We start from the raw sequence: 19,436 nt of genomic DNA, 5'->3' as shown, positions 1-19,436 counted from the left end.
ACTGTGGGCTTTGAAAATATCCAGGACACGATGAAATTCATCAAGGATGAAGAAGTCGAGTTCGTCGACGTTCGCTTCACCGATGTGCCTGGCATTGAGCACCACTTCAGCATTCCCGCGTCCATGTTCGACGAGGACGCTGTCGAGGAAGGCTTGGCTTTCGACGGTTCGTCGATTCGCGGTTTCACCACTGTTGATGAGTCCGACATGATTCTCATGCCGGATCTCGCTACCGCGCAGATCGATCCGTTCCGCAAGGCGAAGACGCTGAATGTGAAGTTCTTCGTCAACGACCCGTTCACGCACGAGGCTTTCTCCCGTGACCCGCGCAATATCGCGCTGAAGGCGGAGGAGTACCTCGGGTCCACCGGGATTGCCGATACCTGCTTCTTCGGCGCTGAGGCCGAGTTCTATCTCTTCGATTCCGTCCGCTACTCCGCCGAGGCTCACAAGTCCTTCTACGAGGTCGACTCCATCGAGGGCTGGTGGAACCGCGGCCGCGAGCTCGAAAACGACGGTACCCCGAACCTGGGCCATAAGACCCGCATGCAGGGCGGCTACTTCCCTGTCCCGCCGTATGACCAGACGCTGGATGTCCGCGATGACATGGCGCTGCACTTGGCCAAGGCCGGTTTCGATGTCGAGCGCTTCCACCACGAGGTGGGCTCCGGCGGCCAGCAGGAGATCAACTACAGGTTCAACACCCTGCTGCACGCGGCGGATGACCTGCAGACGTTCAAGTACATCATCAAGAACACCGCCAAGAAGTGGGGCAAGACTGCGACGTTCATGCCGAAGCCGCTGGCCGGTGAGGCTGGTTCGGGCATGCACGCCCACCAGTCCCTGTGGAAGGACGGCGAGCCGCTGTTCTACGACGAGTCCGGCTACGGTGGCCTGTCCGATATCGCGCGTTTCTACATCGGTGGCATTCTGCACCACGCCGGCGCCGTTCTGGCGTTCACGAACCCGACGCTGAATTCCTACCACCGTCTGGTGCCGGGCTTCGAGGCACCGATCAACCTGGTGTACTCCCAGCGCAACCGCTCGGCAACGATCCGCATTCCGATCACGGGCTCCAACCCGAAGGCAAAGCGCATCGAGTTCCGCGCGCCGGACCCGTCGGGCAACCCGTACCTCGGCTTCGCCGCAATGATGATGGCTGGCTTGGACGGCGTGAAGAACCGCATTGAGCCGCACGAGCCGGTGGATAAGGACCTCTACGAGCTCCCGCCGGAAGAGGCCAAGGCCATCCCGCAGGCACCGACCTCGCTCGAGGCTGCCCTGGCTGCGCTGGAGGAGGACCACGACTTCCTCACCGAGGGCGACGTCTTCACCGACGACCTGATTGAGACCTACATCAAGCTCAAGCACGACAACGAGATCACGCCGTCGCGCATGGGACCGACTCCGCTGGAGTACGAGCTGTACTTCGACGTCTAAAGCACAGTGATATGCCTGGGGTCCGAGTTTCATCTCGCCCTAGGCGCTTGTTCTTCACGCCCGGTCACTGACGCATGTTCTAGCCATTTTGAGTCGAAACAGGCGTGGTTCACCTTTCCGCATAGACTTTGGGATACAAGGTCGATACGGGTATAGGAGGTGACCATGAAGGACCAAGACCCGTCAACCGAGACTCAGCACGCCCTCGAACTCAAGCTCAATGGCGAAATGGGCGCTATTGATGCCAAGACAGTTGTTGATGGACTCGAACTTCTCAGAAAGTTGGTCGGGAGCTTCACTCCCGGGCAAGGCCCAGTCAAAATGGCATCCCTCCGCTCCGGAAGCGCGGTGACTGGCGTTGTGGCCACCCCTGAAGTGGAAACAACGATTCTGCGCGCCATAGATTCGATTCGTGATCACAAGGAAATGCCTTCTAACTGGTCATCTAAGCAGGCGACCCTATTGCAGGACTTGGCGAAGCTATCTAACCGCAGCGGCGTTGACTCAACTGAGCTCTCGGGCAGTTCCAGTCTGCGCGTCACGCAACTCGATTCCGCTCTGCTTGCGTCCATCCAGGAGGCGATGAAGAAGACTCCCATTTCGATCGGCTCTGTGGTCGGAACACTCTACAGTTACCAAGTCAGCGCTAAAGGGCTTAGCGCGAAGATGCGTGACTCACTCACCAACGAAGACGTGAGAGTACTTTTCGATGAAGACCTCGACGAAGCAATCCGCAGCAACCTTCGAGGGCTAGTCGAAGTGTCGGGCGTATTGAAAAGGCACCCTGAAACCAATGCACCCGAGGAGATAAGCGCTAAGAGTGTTGAGGCACTGCCAATCAAGACGGTTCCTGTTTCGGGGCGCGGTATTTGGCGGCGATTGAAAGAAGAAGGAACGACAGCACAGGACATGATGCGTGCGCTCCGCTCCGAAGGAACCAACGCCCATGGATCGTAAGGAAGAACCAGTCCGCGTTGCCGTGGATTCGAATCTCTTTATCAGCTTGTTTCTGGACGAAGATGAGAACCTCAACGACCGCACCGAAGCGGTGTTGGGTTACGACGGATTCGATGTGGTTCTATCCACGTTGGTTGGCATCGAAGGCGTCGGAGCCGTCGGAATGCGCAAAGGAGCCAGCATTGGCCCTATCGATAACGAAGAAATCCAAGCCGCCCGCAGATTCTTCGATAATGCGGACGTTTTATGGATGGAAGTCAACCGCAAAGTCATGCTTCGCGCCCGTGATTACTCCACACAGTTTGTGATCAAACCTCCAGACGCCACTGTTCTTGCTTGTGCGGTCGAATCTGGCTGCGAGTATTTATTTACGAATGACGACGGCCTCATAAAACACTCTGACTCGATCCCTGGAATTGAGATATGTCCTCCTCCACCGCTCACGTTCTTCCCAGGTGAAGAGAAGGGATTCGTTCTTCCAGATCAACCGGGTGGCGAAGCTGAATTGCCTGATTGAGGCTTTCGAAAAGGCTTCAGGAGCTAATTACAGGTTTGACGCATATCGGCGACGGAGCATCATCTGTCCATTCCCCAGAGTGTTTCAGCTACCGCGCGCCCCACGCCCTTCCCTTTCCGAGGAGGTCGCGGGGTTTTCACGTTTCGCACAATCAGCGCAAATGATTACCATATGTTGAGTGACTGATAAGTTCCGCAAACTGCCTCCGCCAGGCCCCGCTTGGGGCGGCAGCCTCATGGGCACGTCGATCGTCGCTCGTCTGCTCGTCGAAAAGAACATGATGGTCGGCGCGGGCATCTTTTCCGCGATCGCCTGCGTGATCCTCGTGGTGCTCGTGTACGGATTCGCGCGCTACCGCCACCCCAGCTTCGAGCGCACGACGATGGCGGAATGGTCAATGTTCTTCATCGGCATCTTGGCGCTCGGCGCAGCGCTTTCGGGCTTGACCGGCGAGGGCGTGTACCGCCTCATCGGATTCTGGATCGGTGCGCCCGTCACGGTTGTCACCTGGGCCATCCAGCTGACGCGTTTCGACGGCACCCCGCGGTTTACCTGGGGCTTGCCTCTTGTCGGACCGATGATTTCGGCCTCCGTCGCCGGTTGGCTCGCCCGCGATTACGGCGAGATGTACCACGTCATGGGCACCGTCTTCTTCGCCATGTCGATCCTGACAGCGGTACCAGTCTTCATTCGCGTTTATTGGGCTGCCTGGCACCGGAAGGTCGACCTGCGCGGTCCGAACTCGGCCACTGCATGGGTCCCGCTCGGTGTTGTCGGACAATCCACGACGGCGATGCAGATCCTCTACCCCGGTCCCGTGTCGATCTTCTACGGTCTCATCGCGCTCGGGATTGCCATTCCCTTAGCGCTATTCGCAATGTTCACCTTCTACCCGAACGTCGTGCGGTGGGTCGAGTACTCACCAGCTTGGTGGTCGTGCACCTTCCCGCCGGGCACGATCAGCATGGGCGGACACCAGCTCGCCCTCGTCAACGGGTCAGAATGGCTCGATGTGGTCGCGCTCAGCATTCCGATTCTCCTCATCATCCATTGGTCACTGTGTTCGGGAAGATTCTTAAGCTGGGTCGTGGAAGGCCACCGCCAAAAGGGATAAGTCCCTTCGCGCATTCTTCGGCGAAATTTTCTCAGCAGTTATATATTGGGTCCGTCCGTACAACTGCTCGAAGAAGGCGATAATGACTACTCCGAACATGCCCGGCCCGAACGGCCCCATTGGCAATCACGGCAACCCCGGCCCAGGCTCCCAGCAGTGGGGCAACCAGCAGCAGACACCGAACGGCCCCGCAGGTGGGCCTTCTGCGGGTTCCACTGCTGCGTCGACGAGTTCCTCGTCACTTCCTGGGTGGCCGACGTTCGCGGCAATCGGCTTGTTCCTTCTCACCTTGATCAGCAGCTTCTTCCCTATCTTGAAGGTGAAGACGGACGCGGAAGCGCAGCGCGCCCAACTTGAAGAGGAATTCGGCGGCCTCGATCTCAACATCGAAGACATTATTCTCGACTTCACGGTGACCATGAACTGGTGGGCTAGGGCCAAGTTCAAGACTGCCGACTCCAGTGAGTTTGCCAAGGAAATCGAGAACGAATTCTCGAGTACCGCCGAATTCGAAGATTTCCAGGTCGTGCTGATCGCATTGACCGCGCTCGTGCTCGTCGCATACGTTTCCGCCATCGTGCTTGGTTTCCTCAAGCTGGAGCGCTTCGGCATCATGGCTGGGCTCGCCGCGGCAGCGTTCCAAGTCATCGCGATCATCATTGCAGTGCTCAATTACGCCGACGCCAACGCTGAACCAGAGATCAAGGATCTCATGCAGGTGAGCTTTGGTGGCGGTTTCTGGACCTGGGTCCTGTTGGCTATCGCCGCCATTGCAGCATTTGTTTTCGCGCTGATCAACGGCGGATCTAAGAATTCCCCGAGCACGCCGGCGTTCGCAAGCTCCGGTCAGCCAGGCCAGCCGCAGGGTTTCGGCCCGGCTCAGCCGCAGCAGCAGGGTTTCCAGCAGGGCCAGCCGTTCTCTCCGCAGGGCCAGCCAGGACCGGGGTTCAACCCGGGCCAGCAGCCGGGACCGGGAGCCGGTAACCCTTACCAGCAGTTCGGCCGCTAAACAGCGCCCCTCTTCACCCCGGGCATCCACAGCACGGATGCCCGGGTTTCGTCTTTCCACAGCAAGCGCGCTTATCGACGAATCACCAAAAACTATTGACGGACTGTTGTGTTTATGCAACACTTTGGGTCATTCCCCCAAAGAAAGGTCCCGTTGACCTGATTCACCATCGGGTGCGGGTGCTGCGCGTGGAGAGGGACTTAACGCGCGCGCAGCTGGCGGAAGCGATCGACATCAACATGCCCGACGAAATCTAATGGAGGAACCACTCATGACCGCCGCCACACCGAACACCGTCAAGGCGCGCAACCGCACGATCCATGCGACCGACGCTGCGATTGCCGTGGTGATCCTTTCCGCCACAATCCAGTTCTTCCAGCCGGGCATCGCGAACCTGCTGTGGATGCTTGGCGCCCTCGCCGCGGCCGTCGGCACGGTCGCCCTGCGCAAGCAGATCAATGGCGCCGACCTTCGAACCGCCGAGCTGGACGAGTACGAGCTGCAGCGCCACCTCGAGGCGCGCGAAGACGGCTTCAAGACGGGACTCGTTCTCTCTATCGCGTTCTTCCTCATCTCCGGCATCGTTGCCCTCGCATCTCAGCTGTGGATCGAGCTCGACGCCACGGAGGTCGCACTCTTCTTCGCCAAGCTGCTCACCGTCCAGGTCTTGTGGGTGCCGTTCATGATCGCGCGCTCGTTGGCCGGCAAGATCAACCGGGACGAACTCATCACCCGCTAAGGGCAGATGAACACAGTGATAAACTCCGGTTATGAGCGCCTACCATCTCCTCGGCCGCACATACCGCCTACCTGCTGATTCGACGCAGGATCCGTCACGAGCTCCAGCCGGAACGCCTCCCCGACCCGCGTGGTGGCGCCCACTACTGGAGCTCGTGCTCGCTATTGCGCTGCTGATCGGGCTCACTGCCGCGGCGACCGGCCTGTTCTACCTCTACGAGAAGATCGCGCAGCCGAGCGTCAGTGCTTTCGATGAATTCTCCTTCGCCGACCGTCCGTACTTGGCCGTTGTGACATTCATCGGCTGGGTCGCGGCCATTCCGGCAGGCTTCATCGCGGCCCGTCTCACCGGCCGCGACCCACGTGCGCTGTGGTCGACGCAGCGTCGCTTCCGCTGGAAGAATTTCGGTCTCGCGCTCATCCCGGCGCTGATCTTCCTGGGCGGCGAAGGCATCTACGCCATCGTGAATTCGGACCGTTCACAGATGACAGTCGGGCTGCTCAATGTCGGTGCGCTGGCCGTCATCATCGCGCTGGCACCACTGCAGTCGCTGTCGGAGGAGCTCTTCTTCCGCGGCTCGCTGGTCCAGATCATCGGCCAATGGTTCTCCCCCGCCATCGTGGCGTACCTGCTGCCGTTCCTGTTCTTCCTGTCGGGCCACCACTACGGCTGGCAGGGCATGGTCAGCGTGGGGGTCTTCGCGGCCTGCGCGATGTTTCTGACCTACACCACCGGCGGGATTGAGGCGGCGGCTGCCGTCCACGCTGTGGGCAACACATTCGCCTACGCGCCCGACGCATTCGACATCGGCGGGGTGAACCTCAATGCAGCGACCACTGCCGATCTGCTCATCTCTGTTACGGCGACCGTCGCCGCGACAGGCATTGCCTACGTGCTGATCACGCGCCGCACGTCGACATCCACCTCGTAACCGGCAACGAGACCGCGCGAACCGTACTGCCACATCACGGGCGCCTGCTTGCCCACGTCGCCAGGCCACGCACGTCCCTGGAGCAGCTCCCGCGGTGGCCCGACGTGGTCCGCGCCGTAATCAGCGACCCACACAACCCCGAATTCGGCGGTGCCAGCGCCGAGCATCCGCCAGCGCCAATAGCGCGGATACGTGTAGATCCCGGCGACAGGCACACCGCGCGCGGTGAATTCATCGCGGGCCTGGCGCACGTGGTCGAGGCTGAGTCCAGCGGGTGTCTCGCAGTCGATCCACATGGGATAGACCTGCTCCCCCATCACCGCACAGGCGGCGTCGACCTGCTCGGCGACCGTAGTGCCCTCCGAAGGGTTGCGCAGGTAGTGGTAGGTCTCGATGGATAGCCCGGCTCGGCGCGCGTCGTCGATATGCGATGCAAACGTCCGGTCACGGTAGGTGCCGTCGGTGGTGCGCACAACGACGAACTCGATGCCTTCGGCAGCGGCTTGGGCCAGGCTCAGCCCGTCTTGGTGCTCGCTGACGTCGATGCCGATGCGAAATTCCGCGGCCATGTGCTGCTTAGCGCTTGGAAAACCCCATGCGCGGTGTGAAGGCCGCGGGGTGCTTGCGCTGCGCGACGGCGTCGGCGATGACGAGACGCCACTTCGGGTCGGTCACCGGCATCTGGGCGATGGAGAACCAGCCGGTCTCGGTGTTCTCGTCGTCGCCGACTGCCGGTACGGCGGCGGGATTGTCGGCCTCAAGGCGGATAGCGACAGACATGTAGGTAGCGTTGTCACCGTTGGCGTGCACGATAGGGCCGACCGCTCCGACGCCGAGGAGCGCAGCAGCACTGGCAGCCACACAGGTCTCTTCCTCCACTTCACGCTCGGCAGCGTGGTGGGGCTCCTCACCTGGGTCGCAGATCCCCGTCACGGGCGTCCATTCGCCGTTGTCGGAGCGCTTGACCAGAAGAACTTCGGGCACGGCCCACGGGGAGTCGTCGGTGGAATCGCGGAGCACCACGGCGGTGACAGCCGGGATCCACATCAGGTCAGTGCCGATTTTCTTCCGCGTTTCCACGATGAATTCGGGGATGGGCATGTGTGCGCACCTTTCTGTCCGGAAGCGTCAAGCGAGTTCGCCGTCCAAGTCTACGTCCCGCGTCCCCGCGTTAACGGGCGGGTGAACTAACATCATCTTCATTATGAGCACGCAGGTCACCCCACCCACCAGCACGCAGGACACCGAGGACAACGCGTACAGCCGTGTGCCCGCGGGCGCGTTCATCGTGGGTTTCGGGGCTTTAGTGATCGTGTGCATCGTGCTCACGGTCGGTCTGTTCAATTACGAGTCGTCGGCGCAGGAGCGCGCGTCGAGCACATCGACGGCGACATCGACGAAATCGTCGACAAGCGTGCACGATATCCCGACGGTGACCACGGTGACGGGCTCGGATGGCCAGCCGAGTGTCTCACGCCCGCCGAAGCCGACGCCGCCGGAGACGAGCGAAGAGCAAGTGAGGTCGTCGATACGCGCGCATTTCATCGAGAACGCTAAGACGGCCCGCACGTACACGGGCGTTGCGGTCACTGGTGATGTCACGGAGCTCGCGCTCGAGGATATGCCGGAATTCACGGGCCACGTCAGCCGTCTCCTCGAGCAGAATTGCGTGGACTCGATGGCGCTGACCACGCCGGATAATGTCCGGCTGACGTTCAACGGTTTCTGCTATTCCACGATGCCGGGCGAGACCTTCGAGCGCATGCTCGACGTCGCGCTGGAAGGGGAGGCGGATTCGATCGATTTCGCGCATAATCCGTCGTACGGCCACAGCAATCACGTGTCCATGACGTGGTTCGTCGACAACGAGGAGCAGGTGGAGCGAATCCACGAGACGTGGCACGGGGTGCGCCGCCCGCGCGCTGTGCAGGAGATCCGTTTTGCCACGTACTCGCCGGAGGCGGTCCACCGCCTGATCAAGGAGCGCGGCAAGGCCGACGCATGGATGGAAGACGAACGGTTCTAAGCATTCGCTTATCGACGTCTCCCCTGCATCCCTACCAGGTCTGCTCCACCCAGTCGACGCCGGGAACGACCCGATTGATGACCTCGATTACTTGGTCGTAGTTGGAGTACGACATCATCTTGGTCTCTGAGCCTGCTGCATCGCACGGCTCAGCAGCGCGGCCTGCTTCGGTGCCGGAGACGACACCGATGATGCTGGCGCGACCGCCGATGAGGTAGAACACCGGTCCGCCGGAATCGCCCGGCAGGGCGCAAACGTGGGCGATATCGCCGTAGGTCTCCCGCTCGGTCTCTGTGTCAGTGCGGATGATCTGCGTGCGGTTCGAGGCTTCGAAATCTCCGCAGGTGAATCCAGTGGTCGCACCCGTCTTGCAGATCTCTTCTCCCGCCGGAATATCCCCGGAGTACAGCGCCGTCTCGATCGGCTTGCCCACGAGGTCCATGTAGCGGTCGGGGTCGGTGATCTCGATGATGCCCACGTCGATGTCCCCGGTCTCCCCCACATCGTCGCTGTAGAGGCCCGAATAGACGTAATGCCCGACCTCCACGGAATAATCCGAGACCGTCTCGGCGTACGTCGGCCACACCAGGTCGCCTTCTTTGCCGCAGTGGCCGGCAGTGACGGCGTAATTGCGCCCGTCTGGGCCACTGAAGCTGAACGCGACCGTGCATGTCTGCGCCGTGAACTGTTCGCCCGCCTGCGGATAGTGGTCAGTTGCCTGGATCTTGGTGCCGGGCGCCCACTGCGCGAATGCCGGGGAGGAAACACGGTACCCCATCGCCGGCTGGTCCGGGTTCTCCGCCTGCCCGTCGTGGTGCTGTTCACCCGGGGGACGCTGCACGTGCTCACGCTCCTGGCGTTCTTCTGCTGACGGTGTCGGGTGCTGCGCCGTGGTGACTCCCAGCCATGCCACGGACGCCACCATGAAGGTGGTGATCACGACCATGGCTGCCCACAGCGCCACTCCCGCTGAGGAACCGTGGTGTTCTTCTGGCCTCTGGTCCGCCTCGTAGTACGGGTACGACACGTCAGGTGCGGCGTGCTTAGGCGTCCTGCTCTCCGGAGTGTGTGTCATCGGTGGTGCTCTTCTCGCCGTTGTCGCCCTTCTCGCCGAATTCCTTGATCAAGTTCATGTCGCGGAGAAATTTCTCCGGGTCGAATTCGGTGTAGTGCTCGGGGCCTGCGAACTGCTCCTGGGCCATGGTGGCTGGTGCCTCCTTTGCGCTAGCTCTTCTGCTCCGCGGCGGCTGCGACGGTCTCGGCGATATACGTCTTCACTGCCTCGGCATCGTTGGGCATGTCCACCACATGACGGCCAGCATCCATGATGTGGGCGAAACGCTCGGGCACATCGGGCTCCTGGCCGGTGGCCTCGACGATGGTCTCGGAGAATTTCACCGGCAACGCGGTTTCCAGCACAACGATCGGGGTGTCCACTTTATCGGCCACACCGCGTGCGACAAAGACGCCGTCGGCGGTGTGGGGGTCGATCAGGACGTTGTGGGCGGAGTGGGTGTCACGGATCGTCGATACGCGATCTGCGTGCGTCGACGTGCCGGACAGGAACCCGTAGCGCGAACGGATATCGTCCATGAAGTGGTCGTCGAGCTCGAAGCCGCCATCCTTCGCCTTGACGCCGAAGAGCTCGGCAGTCTGGTTCGCGTCGCGCTCGATGATGTCGAAGATGAAACGCTCGAAATTGGATGCGCGGGAAATATCCATCGACGGCGACGACGTCGCGTGCGTCTCCGCCGCCGAGCGCGGGCGGTACTGGCCGGTGGTGAAGAACTCGTGGAGCACGTCGTTCTCGTTCGTCGCGACGATGAGCTTGTCCACCGGCAACCCCATCTGCTTCACGATGTGGCCGGCGCAAATATCGCCGAAATTGCCCGTGGGGACCGTGAAGGAGATCTGCTCGTCGTTGCTTTCGGTGACCTTGATGTAGGTGGAGATGTAGTACACGGTCTGCGCGAGCAGACGCGCCCAGTTAATGGAGTTCACCGCGCCGATGTGGTGCTTGGACTTGAACGCGGCGTCAGCGTTGACCTCCTTGACCACGTCCTGGCAGTCGTCGAAGACGCCGTCGAGCGCGATATTGAAGATATTCGGCTCATCCAGCCCGAACATCTGGGCCTGCTGGAACGGCGTCATACGGCCAGCAGGGGTCAGCATGAACACGTTGATATTGTCCCGGCCGCGCATCGCGTACTCGGCGGACGATCCCGTGTCGCCGGAGGTCGCGCCGAGAATATTCAGGGTCTCCTCGCGGCGGGCCAGCTCGAATTCGAAGAGCTCACCGAGCAGCTGCATCGCCATGTCCTTGAACGCGGCCGTCGGACCTTCAGACAGGTGGGCGATGTAGAGGTCGTCCTCCAGCTTGCTCACCGGGACGATCTCCTCGTCCGCGAAGACGGGGGTGCGGTACGCGTTCGCGGTGAGCTGCTCGACCTTCGCCGGCGGGATATCGCTGACGAAGAGCTTCACCACCTCGGCAGCCAGTGCCGCATAACCACCCTCGGCGAGAACACCGCGCCACTGTGTGAGGCGCTCATCCGTGATCCGCGGGTATGCCACGGGCACGTACAGGCCGCCATCGGGGGCGAGCCCGGACAGCAGAATGTCGGTGAACTTGTTCGGAGCGGCTGACGCGTCGCGCGTTGAGATGTAATCCACCCAAAGCAGTCTACGTGGGATCGCTCACTAAATAGAAGGGTGGGGGTAATGCGTTACCGGCTATGCGCACCCGGCGGATCCTGCCGCCCGGTGAGAATGTCCATGATTCCGCGCACAGCATTCTCCCCCAGCACCGGCAGCACGCGATCTTCGAAACCTGGGGTATCGCGGGCCTGCCGCGCATCGCGCGTGTAGCGCACAGCAGCGTCGTCCCGGCGCGCCATGCTTACCGACGGCGCCGCCACCGAGACCTTCAGCATCGTGCCGTCCAATTCCAGGGAGGTGGCGGAGTCAGCGCCGGCGGTGCGTGCCGCATCCACGAGCGCGACGAGGTCGCCGTACGTAGCATCGTTCAGGTCGATCGACAGATTCACAGCCATGCCTGCCAGCATAGTTAGTCGTCGTACTCGAAGGACGGCTTCTCGCCCCAGAACACCTCCTCGACGACGGCGTGCGCCCGGCGCGTGAGCTTCAAATAATGGTCCAAAAAAGCCTGCGCGTCGTGGGGGTCGTATCCGGCGGCACCGGCGACCTGGTTGAGCTGCGCGCCCGGCCCCGGGAGCTGATCCGTGCGCTTGCCGGTCACCAGCACCAGGGCATTGCGTGCCTCGGTGGCGAGCAGCCACGCCTCCGTCAGCGTGCGCGCCTGGGGCGTCGCGATGATCTTCTCTCCCTCCTCCGTGACCAGGAAGTCCAGCACCTCGAGGGTGGAGGTGTTGTGCAGCACGTCGTATTCGTGGGCGTGCATCATGGTGAGCAATTGGACGGTCCACTCGATATCCGATAGCGCGCCGCGCCCCAGCTTGGTGTGCGTGGCGCGGTCGGCGCCGTGGGGCAGGCGTTCGTTGTCCACACGGGCCTTGATGCGGCGGATCTCACGGATGTCTGCTTCGCTCGCGCCGCCTTTCGGGTAACGGAACGGGTCGATCGCCTTTAAGAAGGCGGTGCCCACTTCGCGGTCGCCGGCGACGTAGGTCGCGCGCAGCAAGGCTTGTTTCTCCCACACCGCGCCCCACTCCTTGTAGTAGCGCTCGTAGGAGGCGATCGTGCGCACGACCGGCCCAGAGCGACCTTCGGGCCGCAGGCCGAGGTCGACTTCCAGCGGCGGGTCGCCGGACGGCTTGGACAGGCGTTTGCGCATCTGGTCGATGATCTTCGTCGCCCACGCCAGAGCCTCAGCTTCGTCGACCCCCTCGGCGGGTTCAGCCACCACGATCACATCTGCATCCGAGCCGTAGCCGAGCTCCTGCCCACCGAGACGCCCCATGCCGATCACCGCGATGCGGGCCAGCGGCTCCTCGACACCGCGCGCGATGAGGTCGGCGCGCACCTCCGCGCGGATGCCTGCTTCGAGCACGGCGTCCCACACCCAAGAGAGCTGCTCGCAGACCTCGCGCACGTCCATGAATCCCAACAGGTCAGCCGAGGCGATGCGCGCCAATTCAGCACGGCGCAGCGAGCGCGCGACTTTGACGGCCTTGTCGGGATCAGCGTGGCGCTTCGTCGCCGCCACCAGCGCTTTGTACACGCGGTCTGGCGCGGTATCCAGCAATTTCGGTTGGGAGGCCCCGTCACCGAATTGCTTGACTACATCGGGCGCAGAAATGATCAGGTTCGCCGCGTACGGGGAGCTGCCGAGGATGTGCATGAGGCGCTCGCCGACCACGCCTTCGTCGCGAAGCATGCGCAAAAACCACGCCTTATCGACGGCTGCTTCCGACAGCTTCCTGTAATTGAGCAGCCCGGCGTCTGGGTCCGCGGTCTCCCCCAACCACGCCATGAGCGTGGGCAGGAGGATCTGCTGCAACCTCGCCTTGCGGGACGTCCCCTTCGCCAGCGCGGACAGGTGCTCGTAGGCACGGTCCGGGTGCGTGTAACCGAGGGCCTTCAGGCGGGCCTTCGCCGCATCGGCACCGAGACGTGCCTCACCCACGCTCATCCCGGCGATCGAGTTCAGCAGCGGGCGGTAGAACAGGCGCGTGTGCAGGTCGGCGATCTTCTTGCGCTCTTTTTTCAGGCGCCGGTCCAGCTCGTCGACGGCGGAGGCCTTCGGCGAGGAGATGAACCCGGAGGTCAAAGCTAGCCAACGGCGGTTCTCCGCATCGTCGTCGGCGGGCAGAGTGTGGGTGCGCTTGAAGCGGTGCAGCTGGAGACGGTGCTCGAGCAAGCGGAGAAATTCGTACGCCTCAACCAGGTCGGCGGCGTCCTCGCGGCCGATATAACCACCGGCTGACAGGGCCTCGATAGCAGCGACGGTGTTCTGGGCCTGAACGGAATCGTCGATCCGCCCGTGGACGAGCTGCAGCAATTGGACCGCGAACTCGGCATCGCGCAGCCCGCCGGAACCGAGCTTCAGCTCGCGCGAGCGCATGTCCGCCGGCACATTCGACAGCACGCGGCGGCGCATGGCTTGCACGTCCTCGACGAAAGAATCGCGTTGGGAAGATTCCCACACCATCGGCCGTAGGCGGTCGTAATAGGCCTGGCCCAGCTCCATATCGCCGGTCATCGGGCGCGCTTTGAGCAGCGCCTGGAATTCCCATGTCTCGGCCCAGCGCTTGTAATACGTCTCGTGAGAATCGAGGGTGCGCACCAAGGCGCCGGACTTGCCCTCCGGGCGCAGGTTCGGGTCGACGTCGAAGAACGCGGCGTTGCCCACAGCCGTCAGCTCGCTGGCGACGCGGGTGGCGTGCGTGTCCGAGGGCTCGGCGACGAAGATGACATCCACATCCGAGATGTAGTTCAGCTCCCGCGCGCCGCACTTGCCCATCGCGATGACGGCGAGCGAGCCCTCGTAGTCCTCCTCGCCGTGCACCGTGCGCACCCCGACAGCCAGCGCGGCAGTGAGAGCAGCGTCCGCGATGGTGGTGAGCAGCTCGGTCACCTCGCCGTAGCCCAGCTCCTCGTGCTGAGCGCCATAGCCCTTGAACGCGGAATACGTGCCCGCCAGATCCGCGGCTGCCACGCGCATGACCAGCGTGCGATACGCGTCCTTCAGCAGCTTCTTCGCTTCCACGCCCGTCACCGCCGCACGATAAGTTCCGGCGCAATCGCAGCTTTTCGACGCCGTCGGGTCCCCGTCTACCGGCTCCGCGTCCACCGCGCCCAACATGGCCTGGAAAATCTCTTCGGAGCTGGGCAACGGCTCCGCCAGCAGTTTCCATTTCTCCGGGTGCGCCACCAAGTGATCGCCTAAGGCTGTGGAGCCTCCCAAAAGGGCGAAGAGGCGGACGCGGAGCACGTCGTCGTCGATAAGCGCTTGGCGCAATTCCTCGTAGTCGTCCCCGAGCGCCTCGGCGAGGCGGAAGCTCGTGTTGAGCGTGAGATCCGGATTGCCCGAACCCCCGAGCGTGTAGAGGACGTCGTTGTCGCTCCAGCCGAGTTTCTCCAGGTCCTCGGCGGCGTTCGCCCCAGTGAGCGCGAGTTGGGCAGGCGACGGTGAGCTGCTGCGGGCCATGGTTCCTTTCTTAGAGATTCAGATTATTGGCCAGTTCCCACGGAGTGATCTGGTCCTCGTAGGCGTGCCACTCATCCCACTTGGAGCGCAGGAAGAACTCGAAGACCTGCTCGCCCAGCACCTCCGCCATGAACTCGGATGTCTCCAGCACGCGCAGCGCCTCGTCGAGCGAGCGCGGCAGATCCTTGTATCCCATCGCGCGGCGCTCGCGGCGGGTCAGCGCGAAAACGTCGTCGACGGCCGGCTCCCCGAGCTCCATGCCTTCCTCGATGCCGTGCAGTCCGGCGGCGAAGATCGCGGCGTACGCCAGGTACGGATTCGCCGCGGAATCGATCGTGCGCACCTCGATGCGGCGCGATGCCGACTTATGCAGGCGGTAGGTGGGCACGCGCACCATCGCGGAGCGGTTGGACACACCCCACGTCGCTGCCGTCGGCGCCTCGGAGCCGAACTGGAGGCGCTTGTACGAATTCACCCACTGGTTCGTCACCGCGGAGATCTCCCCCGCATGCTCGATGACTCCCGCAATGAACTGGCGGGCTGTCTTTGACAGCGAATACTCGTCGTCCGGGTCGTGGAACGCGTTGTCCTCCCCCTCGAACAAGGAGAAGTGCGTGTGCATCGCCGAACCGTTGTGCTCGCGGAACGGCTTCGGCATGAATGTAGCCAGCACACCGTTTTTCTCCGCGACCGTCTTGACCACGTATCGGAAAGCGATCACAGTGTCCGCCATCGTCAGCGCGTCCGTGTGCCGCAGGTCGATCTCCTGCTGCCCCGGCGAGCCTTCGTGGTGCGAGAATTCCGTGACGATCCCCATGTACTCCAACGCAGAGACAGCTTGACGACGGAACCGTGGCGCCGCATTCTGCTTCGCCTGATCGAAGTACCCGCCATCGTCGACAGGCATCGGCTCGTCACCTTTGAGCACGTAGAACTCGATCTCCGGGCTGGCCATGCACTCGAAACCCGCATCCGCGGCCTTATTCAGCTGGCGGCGCAGCACCTGGCGCGGATCCGCGTACAGCGGCTTGCCGTCCGGCATCGAGATATCGCAGAACATCCGCGCCGTCTGCAATCCATCTTCCACGTCGAACGGCAACGTCTGGTACGTCGACGGGTCCGGCAGCAGCAGCGTGTCCGATTCAGAAACGCGCGAGAAACCTTCGATGGAGGAGCCGTCGAAGCCCACGCCTTCATCGAAAGCCGTTTCCAGCTCCGCCGGGGACATCATGACCGTCTTCAGCTCCCCGAACAGGTCCGTGAACCAGAGACGGATGAAGCGGATATCGCGCTCCTCAACGTCGCGCAGAACGTTTTCTTGTTGGCTGTTCATGCCTTCCAGACTAGTGAGCATCACCGCGCCTGACGCTGAATCACGTTAGGTAAACTAAGGGTGAACAAGAATATTTGCTCCGAGTTTGCAAAGAAGGCCAGATCCAATGAGCACCCAACCGTTTATCGAGGTCGAGGCTAAGTTTGCCGTCGATGACTCCATCGCCGTCCCTGACCTGACCGCCCTTTCCGCCGTCGAATCCGCCGGCGAGACCGTCAACCACAGCCTGTCCGCGATCTACTACGACACCGCGGACCTGCGCCTGACCCGCGCCAAGGTGACCCTGCGCCGCCGCACCGGCGGCAAGGACGACGGCTGGCACATCAAACTCCCCGGCGCTAGTGGCCGCACCGAGCTCCACGCTGAGCTCACCGACCCGTCGACCCCGCCCGATGAGCTGCTCGCCGCAGTGCGCGCCATCATCCGCGGCGAGCCGCTTGCCCCCATCGCCCAGGTGGACAACGACCGCGCCGAAACCCCGCTTTTCGACGCCGCCGGCGACCAGATCGCCGAATTCTGCGACGACCACGTCACCGCCTGGTCCCTGCTGCCCGGCGGCCAGCAGACCTCGTGGCGCGAATGGGAAGTCGAACTATCCGGCGAGCTCGCCGAGACCGTCGACGGCAACGCGCTTTTGCACGAGGCCACCTCGCTGCTGATCAACCGCGGCGCCCGCAAGTCCGCCTCCTCCTCCAAGCTCGCCACCGCGCTCGGCGATTCCGCCGCAGCTGCACCGGTCCCGCCGTACATGAGCGCCGGCGGCCTCGACGAGGACTCCCCCGCCAAGGCCGTCGTCGACTCCCTGCGTGTCCAGCGCGACCGCCTCGTCGAATGGGACCCGAAGGTTCGCAACGACGAGTGGGATTCTGTCCACCAAATGCGCGTGGCTACCCGCGAGCTCCGCAGCCTGCTTGAGACCTTCGAGGGAATCCTCGCCGGCGACCAGATCAAACACGTCGAAAGCGAACTCAAGCAGCTCGCCGCACTGCTCGGCACCGCCCGCGACGCCGAGGTCGTCGAGGAACGCTTCATCGGCTTGCTCGACTCCGATACCACCGGCATGATCGACGACCCCGCCGCCGAGCACGTCCGCGGCGACATGCGCCGCGAATACGAGCGCGCACACCGCCGCATTTTGCGCACGCTCGACTCCCAGCGCTACCTCACGCTTCTCGACGACATCGACGCCATCCTCGCCGACCCGCCCCTTGCCACGGACACTCCGGCAGAAGAGGATGCCGGGGAGGCTGCTGCCGCCGAGTCTGCTACCGCCGAATCTGCTTCCACCGAGTCCGCCCCGGCTGAGGCCCGCACTTCCGAGGAGATCCTCTACGAACACCTCGAGCGCGGCTACAAGAAATTGGCCAAGCGCCACAAACTGGCGCTTGAGCACTACCCGGACATGTCCCTGCCGCTGCACGACCGCGAGGAATACGTCCACGACGTGCGTAAGGCCGCGAAGAAGCTGCGCTACTCCGCCAATGCCGCCAAGGACAGCGGCTTGAAGGCCAGCAAGCTGTCCAAGGCGTGCAAGGAACTCCAGGAGATCTTGGGCGACTACCAGGATGCGGTGACGTCGCGCGACCGCATCGAGAAGCTCGCCGCCGGCGCCCGCAAGCGCGGTGAGGACACCTTCTCCTACGGCATGCTCTACCAACGGGAAATGTCGCGCGGCGACAAGGCTCTCAAGGACTACCCGAAGGCGTTCAAGGAGGTCAAAAAGGCCTTCAAGAAGGTGGAACCCAAAGAAAACTAGCGCCTAGCGGAACTCACCCCGCCAAGCGCTAGACCACAGAAACTCGGGAGTTATTTCTCCCACGAGGCCGGCTGACCCCAGTTGTCGTCGGCTTCGTCCTGTGCCTCGGCGGCCTTATTACGCTCCTGCGCGGTAGCGAGCGCCTGCTCGGCCTCTTCGCGAGTGTCGTACGGCCCCATGCGATCGTCCCAGGAGCCTTCCTTGCCCTGAGAGACCTCGCGGGTGCTGGGGTTGAAGTAGAACTTCTCGTCGCTCATCATTAGTTCCTTTCGGTCGCGTGTTCTTTCGACCAGGCTACCCGCGGACGATTGGTACTGTTGTGTGGGTAAATTCGCCCGCCCGACCGCGCACCGAAAGGACAGTGCATAACACCCATGGCTGTGTGGACCGCCCCTGAAACTACCGCGTCCGACCGCGTCGCCCAGGCTCACCGCAGCCGCACCGGGAATGCGCCCGCCCACACCGCCGACGCGCCGGGCACGTTCATTGTCGTCGGGGAGAATTCCGACCATTTCGGCGGCATCACCATCGTGGGGCTTACCGACCTGCGCGCAGCGGCTGCCGTGAGCTCGCGCGAGGACAACACCATCGCGGTGCACGCGGAATTCGCGGGCGTCACCGTGGAGGAGACCGCGGACTGCGCGCGCATCGCCCAGCTCGCTGAGCACAACGAGCCGGCGGACGAGAGCCCGGCGCGCACGCTCGCGGAGCGCTTCGGCGGGCTGGTGCACACGCTCGTCGGCAGGCAGATGCTCTCGCGCGATACCGCGGGCATGGACGTCACCGTCATCGCGGACATCCCGCTCGGCGCGGGGCTGGGCGCGCTGCATGCGGCGGACGCGGCGCTCGTTCTCGCGCTGATGGGAGGCGACGAGGAGATTGACGCTGCACCGCTGCGCACGCGTCTGGCGGATATCGCATCGCAGTCGGCGCGCACGTTCTCTCACCTGCCGGTGCTGCGCGCACGCCATTCGGCGGCGCTGCGCGGCAAGGAAGGCACGGTGTCGGTGATCGACTACGCGGATGGTTCGCTCACCCAAGCGCCGCACCCGGCGAAGGCGGAGGTGCGGATTGTGTCGGTGGCGCCGTCGCACGGGGAACCGTTCGTCGATAAGGCGCAGGCTGTGCAGGAGGGCCGCGAGTTCATCGACGACGCGTGCGCGAATTTCGGTGTCGCGTCGCTGCGCCAGTTGCCGAATGCGGCGGATCGCGTCGTCGAGTGGGTGGACGCGCGACGACAGGTCCACGGCACGGATTCCGCGCCGACGCTCGAGACGGCCCGCGCGTGGGTCGATTTCGGCGCGGCGGAAACAGAGCTGTCCGCCAATGCGGCCCGCGCGCTGCGGTCCATGCGCACAGACGCCGTCTCTTATACACCTCTAGATGTGTCTATTATACCACCCCCACAATCGCCCCGTGACGGTCCTGGTCCGCCGGGTCCGACCGGGTCCGACTATCAAGGGCGTGCCCCGCGACCCCCAACG

At 63.1% G+C, this 19,436-nt stretch carries 19 protein-coding genes and 1 pseudogene; 11 read left to right on the top strand and 9 right to left on the bottom strand.

The genetic code is table 11. The annotated features are described in order from the left end of the window. Positions 1–3 precede the first annotated feature (3 nt). The 8 genes and pseudogenes from glnA (at position 4) to J5Y21_RS00065 (ending at position 6,707) form a co-directional block, all read left to right on the top strand. Positions 4–1,440: a type I glutamate--ammonia ligase gene (gene glnA, locus J5Y21_RS00095; protein ID WP_210571550.1), complete on the top strand. Its 1,437-nt coding sequence runs from the start codon at positions 4–6 to the stop codon at positions 1,438–1,440. Between the two features lie 165 nt (positions 1,441–1,605). Beyond that, entirely contained in the window at positions 1,606–2,397 is a 792-nt protein-coding gene (locus tag J5Y21_RS00090) for a hypothetical protein (protein WP_210571549.1), read from the top strand. Continuing rightward, entirely contained in the window at positions 2,387–2,914 is a 528-nt protein-coding gene (locus J5Y21_RS00085) for a PIN domain-containing protein (RefSeq protein ID WP_210571547.1), read from the top strand. Before J5Y21_RS00090 ends, J5Y21_RS00085 begins: the two co-directional genes overlap by 11 nt. A gap of 178 nt (positions 2,915–3,092) precedes the next feature. Next, positions 3,093–4,028, top strand: a complete 936-nt coding sequence (locus tag J5Y21_RS00080; protein ID WP_210571545.1) for a TDT family transporter — start codon at positions 3,093–3,095, stop codon at positions 4,026–4,028. A gap of 82 nt (positions 4,029–4,110) precedes the next feature. Continuing rightward, positions 4,111–5,037 (top strand): hypothetical protein, encoded by a 927-nt coding sequence (locus tag J5Y21_RS00075; RefSeq protein WP_210571543.1) that lies wholly within the window; start codon positions 4,111–4,113, stop codon positions 5,035–5,037. Positions 5,038–5,168: 131 nt separating this feature from the next. Then, positions 5,169–5,276: pseudogene (locus tag J5Y21_RS11805) on the top strand (transcriptional regulator); the annotation flags it as partial. 32 nt (positions 5,277–5,308) lie between these two features. Beyond that, complete coding sequence (locus tag J5Y21_RS00070; RefSeq protein ID WP_210571541.1) at positions 5,309–5,776, top strand: hypothetical protein; 468 nt, start codon at positions 5,309–5,311, stop codon at positions 5,774–5,776. Between the two features lie 31 nt (positions 5,777–5,807). Next, positions 5,808–6,707 carry a CPBP family intramembrane glutamic endopeptidase gene (locus J5Y21_RS00065; protein WP_210571539.1) on the top strand — a complete coding sequence of 300 codons (900 nt, stop codon included), beginning with the start codon at positions 5,808–5,810 and terminating at the stop codon, positions 6,705–6,707. Here J5Y21_RS00065 and J5Y21_RS00060 read toward each other — a convergent pair. Beyond that, the gene (locus tag J5Y21_RS00060) at positions 6,665–7,276 is read right to left on the bottom strand and encodes a glycoside hydrolase family 25 protein (protein WP_210571537.1); all 612 of its coding nucleotides are present in this window, start codon (positions 7,274–7,276) and stop codon (positions 6,665–6,667) included. The two genes, J5Y21_RS00065 and J5Y21_RS00060, sit on opposite strands and share 43 nt — an antisense overlap. Before the next feature lie 7 nt (positions 7,277–7,283). After that, positions 7,284–7,808, bottom strand: a complete 525-nt coding sequence (locus J5Y21_RS00055) for an NUDIX domain-containing protein (RefSeq protein WP_210571535.1) — start codon at positions 7,806–7,808, stop codon at positions 7,284–7,286. Positions 7,809–7,911: 103 nt separating this feature from the next. Between J5Y21_RS00055 and J5Y21_RS00050 the strand changes: the two genes are divergently transcribed. After that, positions 7,912–8,733: a hypothetical protein gene (locus J5Y21_RS00050; protein ID WP_210571533.1), complete on the top strand. Its 822-nt coding sequence runs from the start codon at positions 7,912–7,914 to the stop codon at positions 8,731–8,733. Between the two features lie 31 nt (positions 8,734–8,764). Here J5Y21_RS00050 and J5Y21_RS00045 read toward each other — a convergent pair whose 3' ends face one another. From J5Y21_RS00045 to J5Y21_RS00020, 6 genes are read right to left on the bottom strand one after another with little or no spacing between them, the layout of a single operon-like run. Further along, positions 8,765–9,808, bottom strand: a complete 1,044-nt coding sequence (locus J5Y21_RS00045) for a S1 family peptidase (RefSeq protein ID WP_210571531.1) — start codon at positions 9,806–9,808, stop codon at positions 8,765–8,767. Continuing rightward, positions 9,777–9,935: a hypothetical protein gene (locus J5Y21_RS00040; RefSeq protein ID WP_210571529.1), complete on the bottom strand. Its 159-nt coding sequence runs from the start codon at positions 9,933–9,935 to the stop codon at positions 9,777–9,779. Before J5Y21_RS00040 ends, J5Y21_RS00045 begins: the two co-directional genes overlap by 32 nt. 22 nt (positions 9,936–9,957) lie before the next feature. Beyond that, entirely contained in the window at positions 9,958–11,406 is a 1,449-nt protein-coding gene (gene thrC / locus J5Y21_RS00035; RefSeq protein ID WP_210571527.1) for a threonine synthase, read from the bottom strand. Positions 11,407–11,459: 53 nt separating this feature from the next. After that, a complete protein-coding gene (locus J5Y21_RS00030) occupies positions 11,460–11,786 on the bottom strand; it encodes a hypothetical protein (protein ID WP_210571525.1) in 327 nt (108 codons plus the stop codon). Positions 11,787–11,800: 14 nt separating this feature from the next. Further along, positions 11,801–14,863 carry a bifunctional [glutamine synthetase] adenylyltransferase/[glutamine synthetase]-adenylyl-L-tyrosine phosphorylase gene (locus J5Y21_RS00025; protein ID WP_210571523.1) on the bottom strand — a complete coding sequence of 1,021 codons (3,063 nt, stop codon included), beginning with the start codon at positions 14,861–14,863 and terminating at the stop codon, positions 11,801–11,803. 10 nt (positions 14,864–14,873) lie between these two features. Further along, on the bottom strand, positions 14,874–16,196 hold the full coding sequence (locus tag J5Y21_RS00020; protein ID WP_210571520.1) for a glutamine synthetase family protein: 1,323 nt from the start codon (positions 16,194–16,196) through the stop codon (positions 14,874–14,876). Positions 16,197–16,302: 106 nt separating this feature from the next. On the opposite strand from J5Y21_RS00020, the gene J5Y21_RS00015 reads away from it, so the two are divergent. Next, entirely contained in the window at positions 16,303–17,952 is a 1,650-nt protein-coding gene (locus J5Y21_RS00015; RefSeq protein ID WP_210571518.1) for a CYTH and CHAD domain-containing protein, read from the top strand. A gap of 50 nt (positions 17,953–18,002) precedes the next feature. Here J5Y21_RS00015 and J5Y21_RS00010 read toward each other — a convergent pair whose 3' ends face one another. Continuing rightward, the gene (locus tag J5Y21_RS00010) at positions 18,003–18,209 is read right to left on the bottom strand and encodes a hypothetical protein (RefSeq protein WP_210571516.1); all 207 of its coding nucleotides are present in this window, start codon (positions 18,207–18,209) and stop codon (positions 18,003–18,005) included. A gap of 117 nt (positions 18,210–18,326) precedes the next feature. Between J5Y21_RS00010 and J5Y21_RS00005 the strand changes: the two genes are divergently transcribed. Further along, positions 18,327–19,436 (top strand): galactokinase (locus tag J5Y21_RS00005; RefSeq protein WP_210571515.1); only part of this gene is annotated, 1,110 nt, incomplete at its 3' end.

The sequence above is a fragment of the Corynebacterium sp. Marseille-P3884 genome, assembly GCF_017942225.1.
Lineage (GTDB): Bacteria > Actinomycetota > Actinomycetes > Mycobacteriales > Mycobacteriaceae > Corynebacterium.
This window is presented reverse-complemented; position numbering and strand designations above follow the sequence as displayed.

What these genes read in the sequence shown, in the direction of transcription:
- J5Y21_RS00040 (WP_210571529.1), bottom strand. Translation starts at nt 9,935, where the DNA reads ATGGCCCAGGAGCAGTTCGCAGGCCCCGAGCACTACACCGAATTCGAC.
- J5Y21_RS00060 (WP_210571537.1), bottom strand. Translation starts at nt 7,276, where the DNA reads ATGGCCGCGGAATTTCGCATCGGCATCGACGTCAGCGAGCACCAAGAC.
- J5Y21_RS00025 (WP_210571523.1), bottom strand. Translation starts at nt 14,863, where the DNA reads ATGGCCCGCAGCAGCTCACCGTCGCCTGCCCAACTCGCGCTCACTGGG.
- J5Y21_RS00020 (WP_210571520.1), bottom strand. Translation starts at nt 16,196, where the DNA reads ATGAACAGCCAACAAGAAAACGTTCTGCGCGACGTTGAGGAGCGCGAT.
- J5Y21_RS00070 (WP_210571541.1), top strand. Translation starts at nt 5,309, where the DNA reads ATGACCGCCGCCACACCGAACACCGTCAAGGCGCGCAACCGCACGATC.
- J5Y21_RS00055 (WP_210571535.1), bottom strand. Translation starts at nt 7,808, where the DNA reads ATGCCCATCCCCGAATTCATCGTGGAAACGCGGAAGAAAATCGGCACT.
- J5Y21_RS00050 (WP_210571533.1), top strand. Translation starts at nt 7,912, where the DNA reads ATGAGCACGCAGGTCACCCCACCCACCAGCACGCAGGACACCGAGGAC.
- J5Y21_RS00065 (WP_210571539.1), top strand. Translation starts at nt 5,808, where the DNA reads ATGAGCGCCTACCATCTCCTCGGCCGCACATACCGCCTACCTGCTGAT.
- J5Y21_RS00090 (WP_210571549.1), top strand. Translation starts at nt 1,606, where the DNA reads ATGAAGGACCAAGACCCGTCAACCGAGACTCAGCACGCCCTCGAACTC.
- J5Y21_RS00015 (WP_210571518.1), top strand. Translation starts at nt 16,303, where the DNA reads ATGAGCACCCAACCGTTTATCGAGGTCGAGGCTAAGTTTGCCGTCGAT.
- J5Y21_RS00030 (WP_210571525.1), bottom strand. Translation starts at nt 11,786, where the DNA reads ATGGCTGTGAATCTGTCGATCGACCTGAACGATGCTACGTACGGCGAC.
- J5Y21_RS00075 (WP_210571543.1), top strand. Translation starts at nt 4,111, where the DNA reads ATGACTACTCCGAACATGCCCGGCCCGAACGGCCCCATTGGCAATCAC.
- J5Y21_RS00010 (WP_210571516.1), bottom strand. Translation starts at nt 18,209, where the DNA reads ATGAGCGACGAGAAGTTCTACTTCAACCCCAGCACCCGCGAGGTCTCT.
- J5Y21_RS00045 (WP_210571531.1), bottom strand. Translation starts at nt 9,808, where the DNA reads ATGACACACACTCCGGAGAGCAGGACGCCTAAGCACGCCGCACCTGAC.
- J5Y21_RS00085 (WP_210571547.1), top strand. Translation starts at nt 2,387, where the DNA reads ATGGATCGTAAGGAAGAACCAGTCCGCGTTGCCGTGGATTCGAATCTC.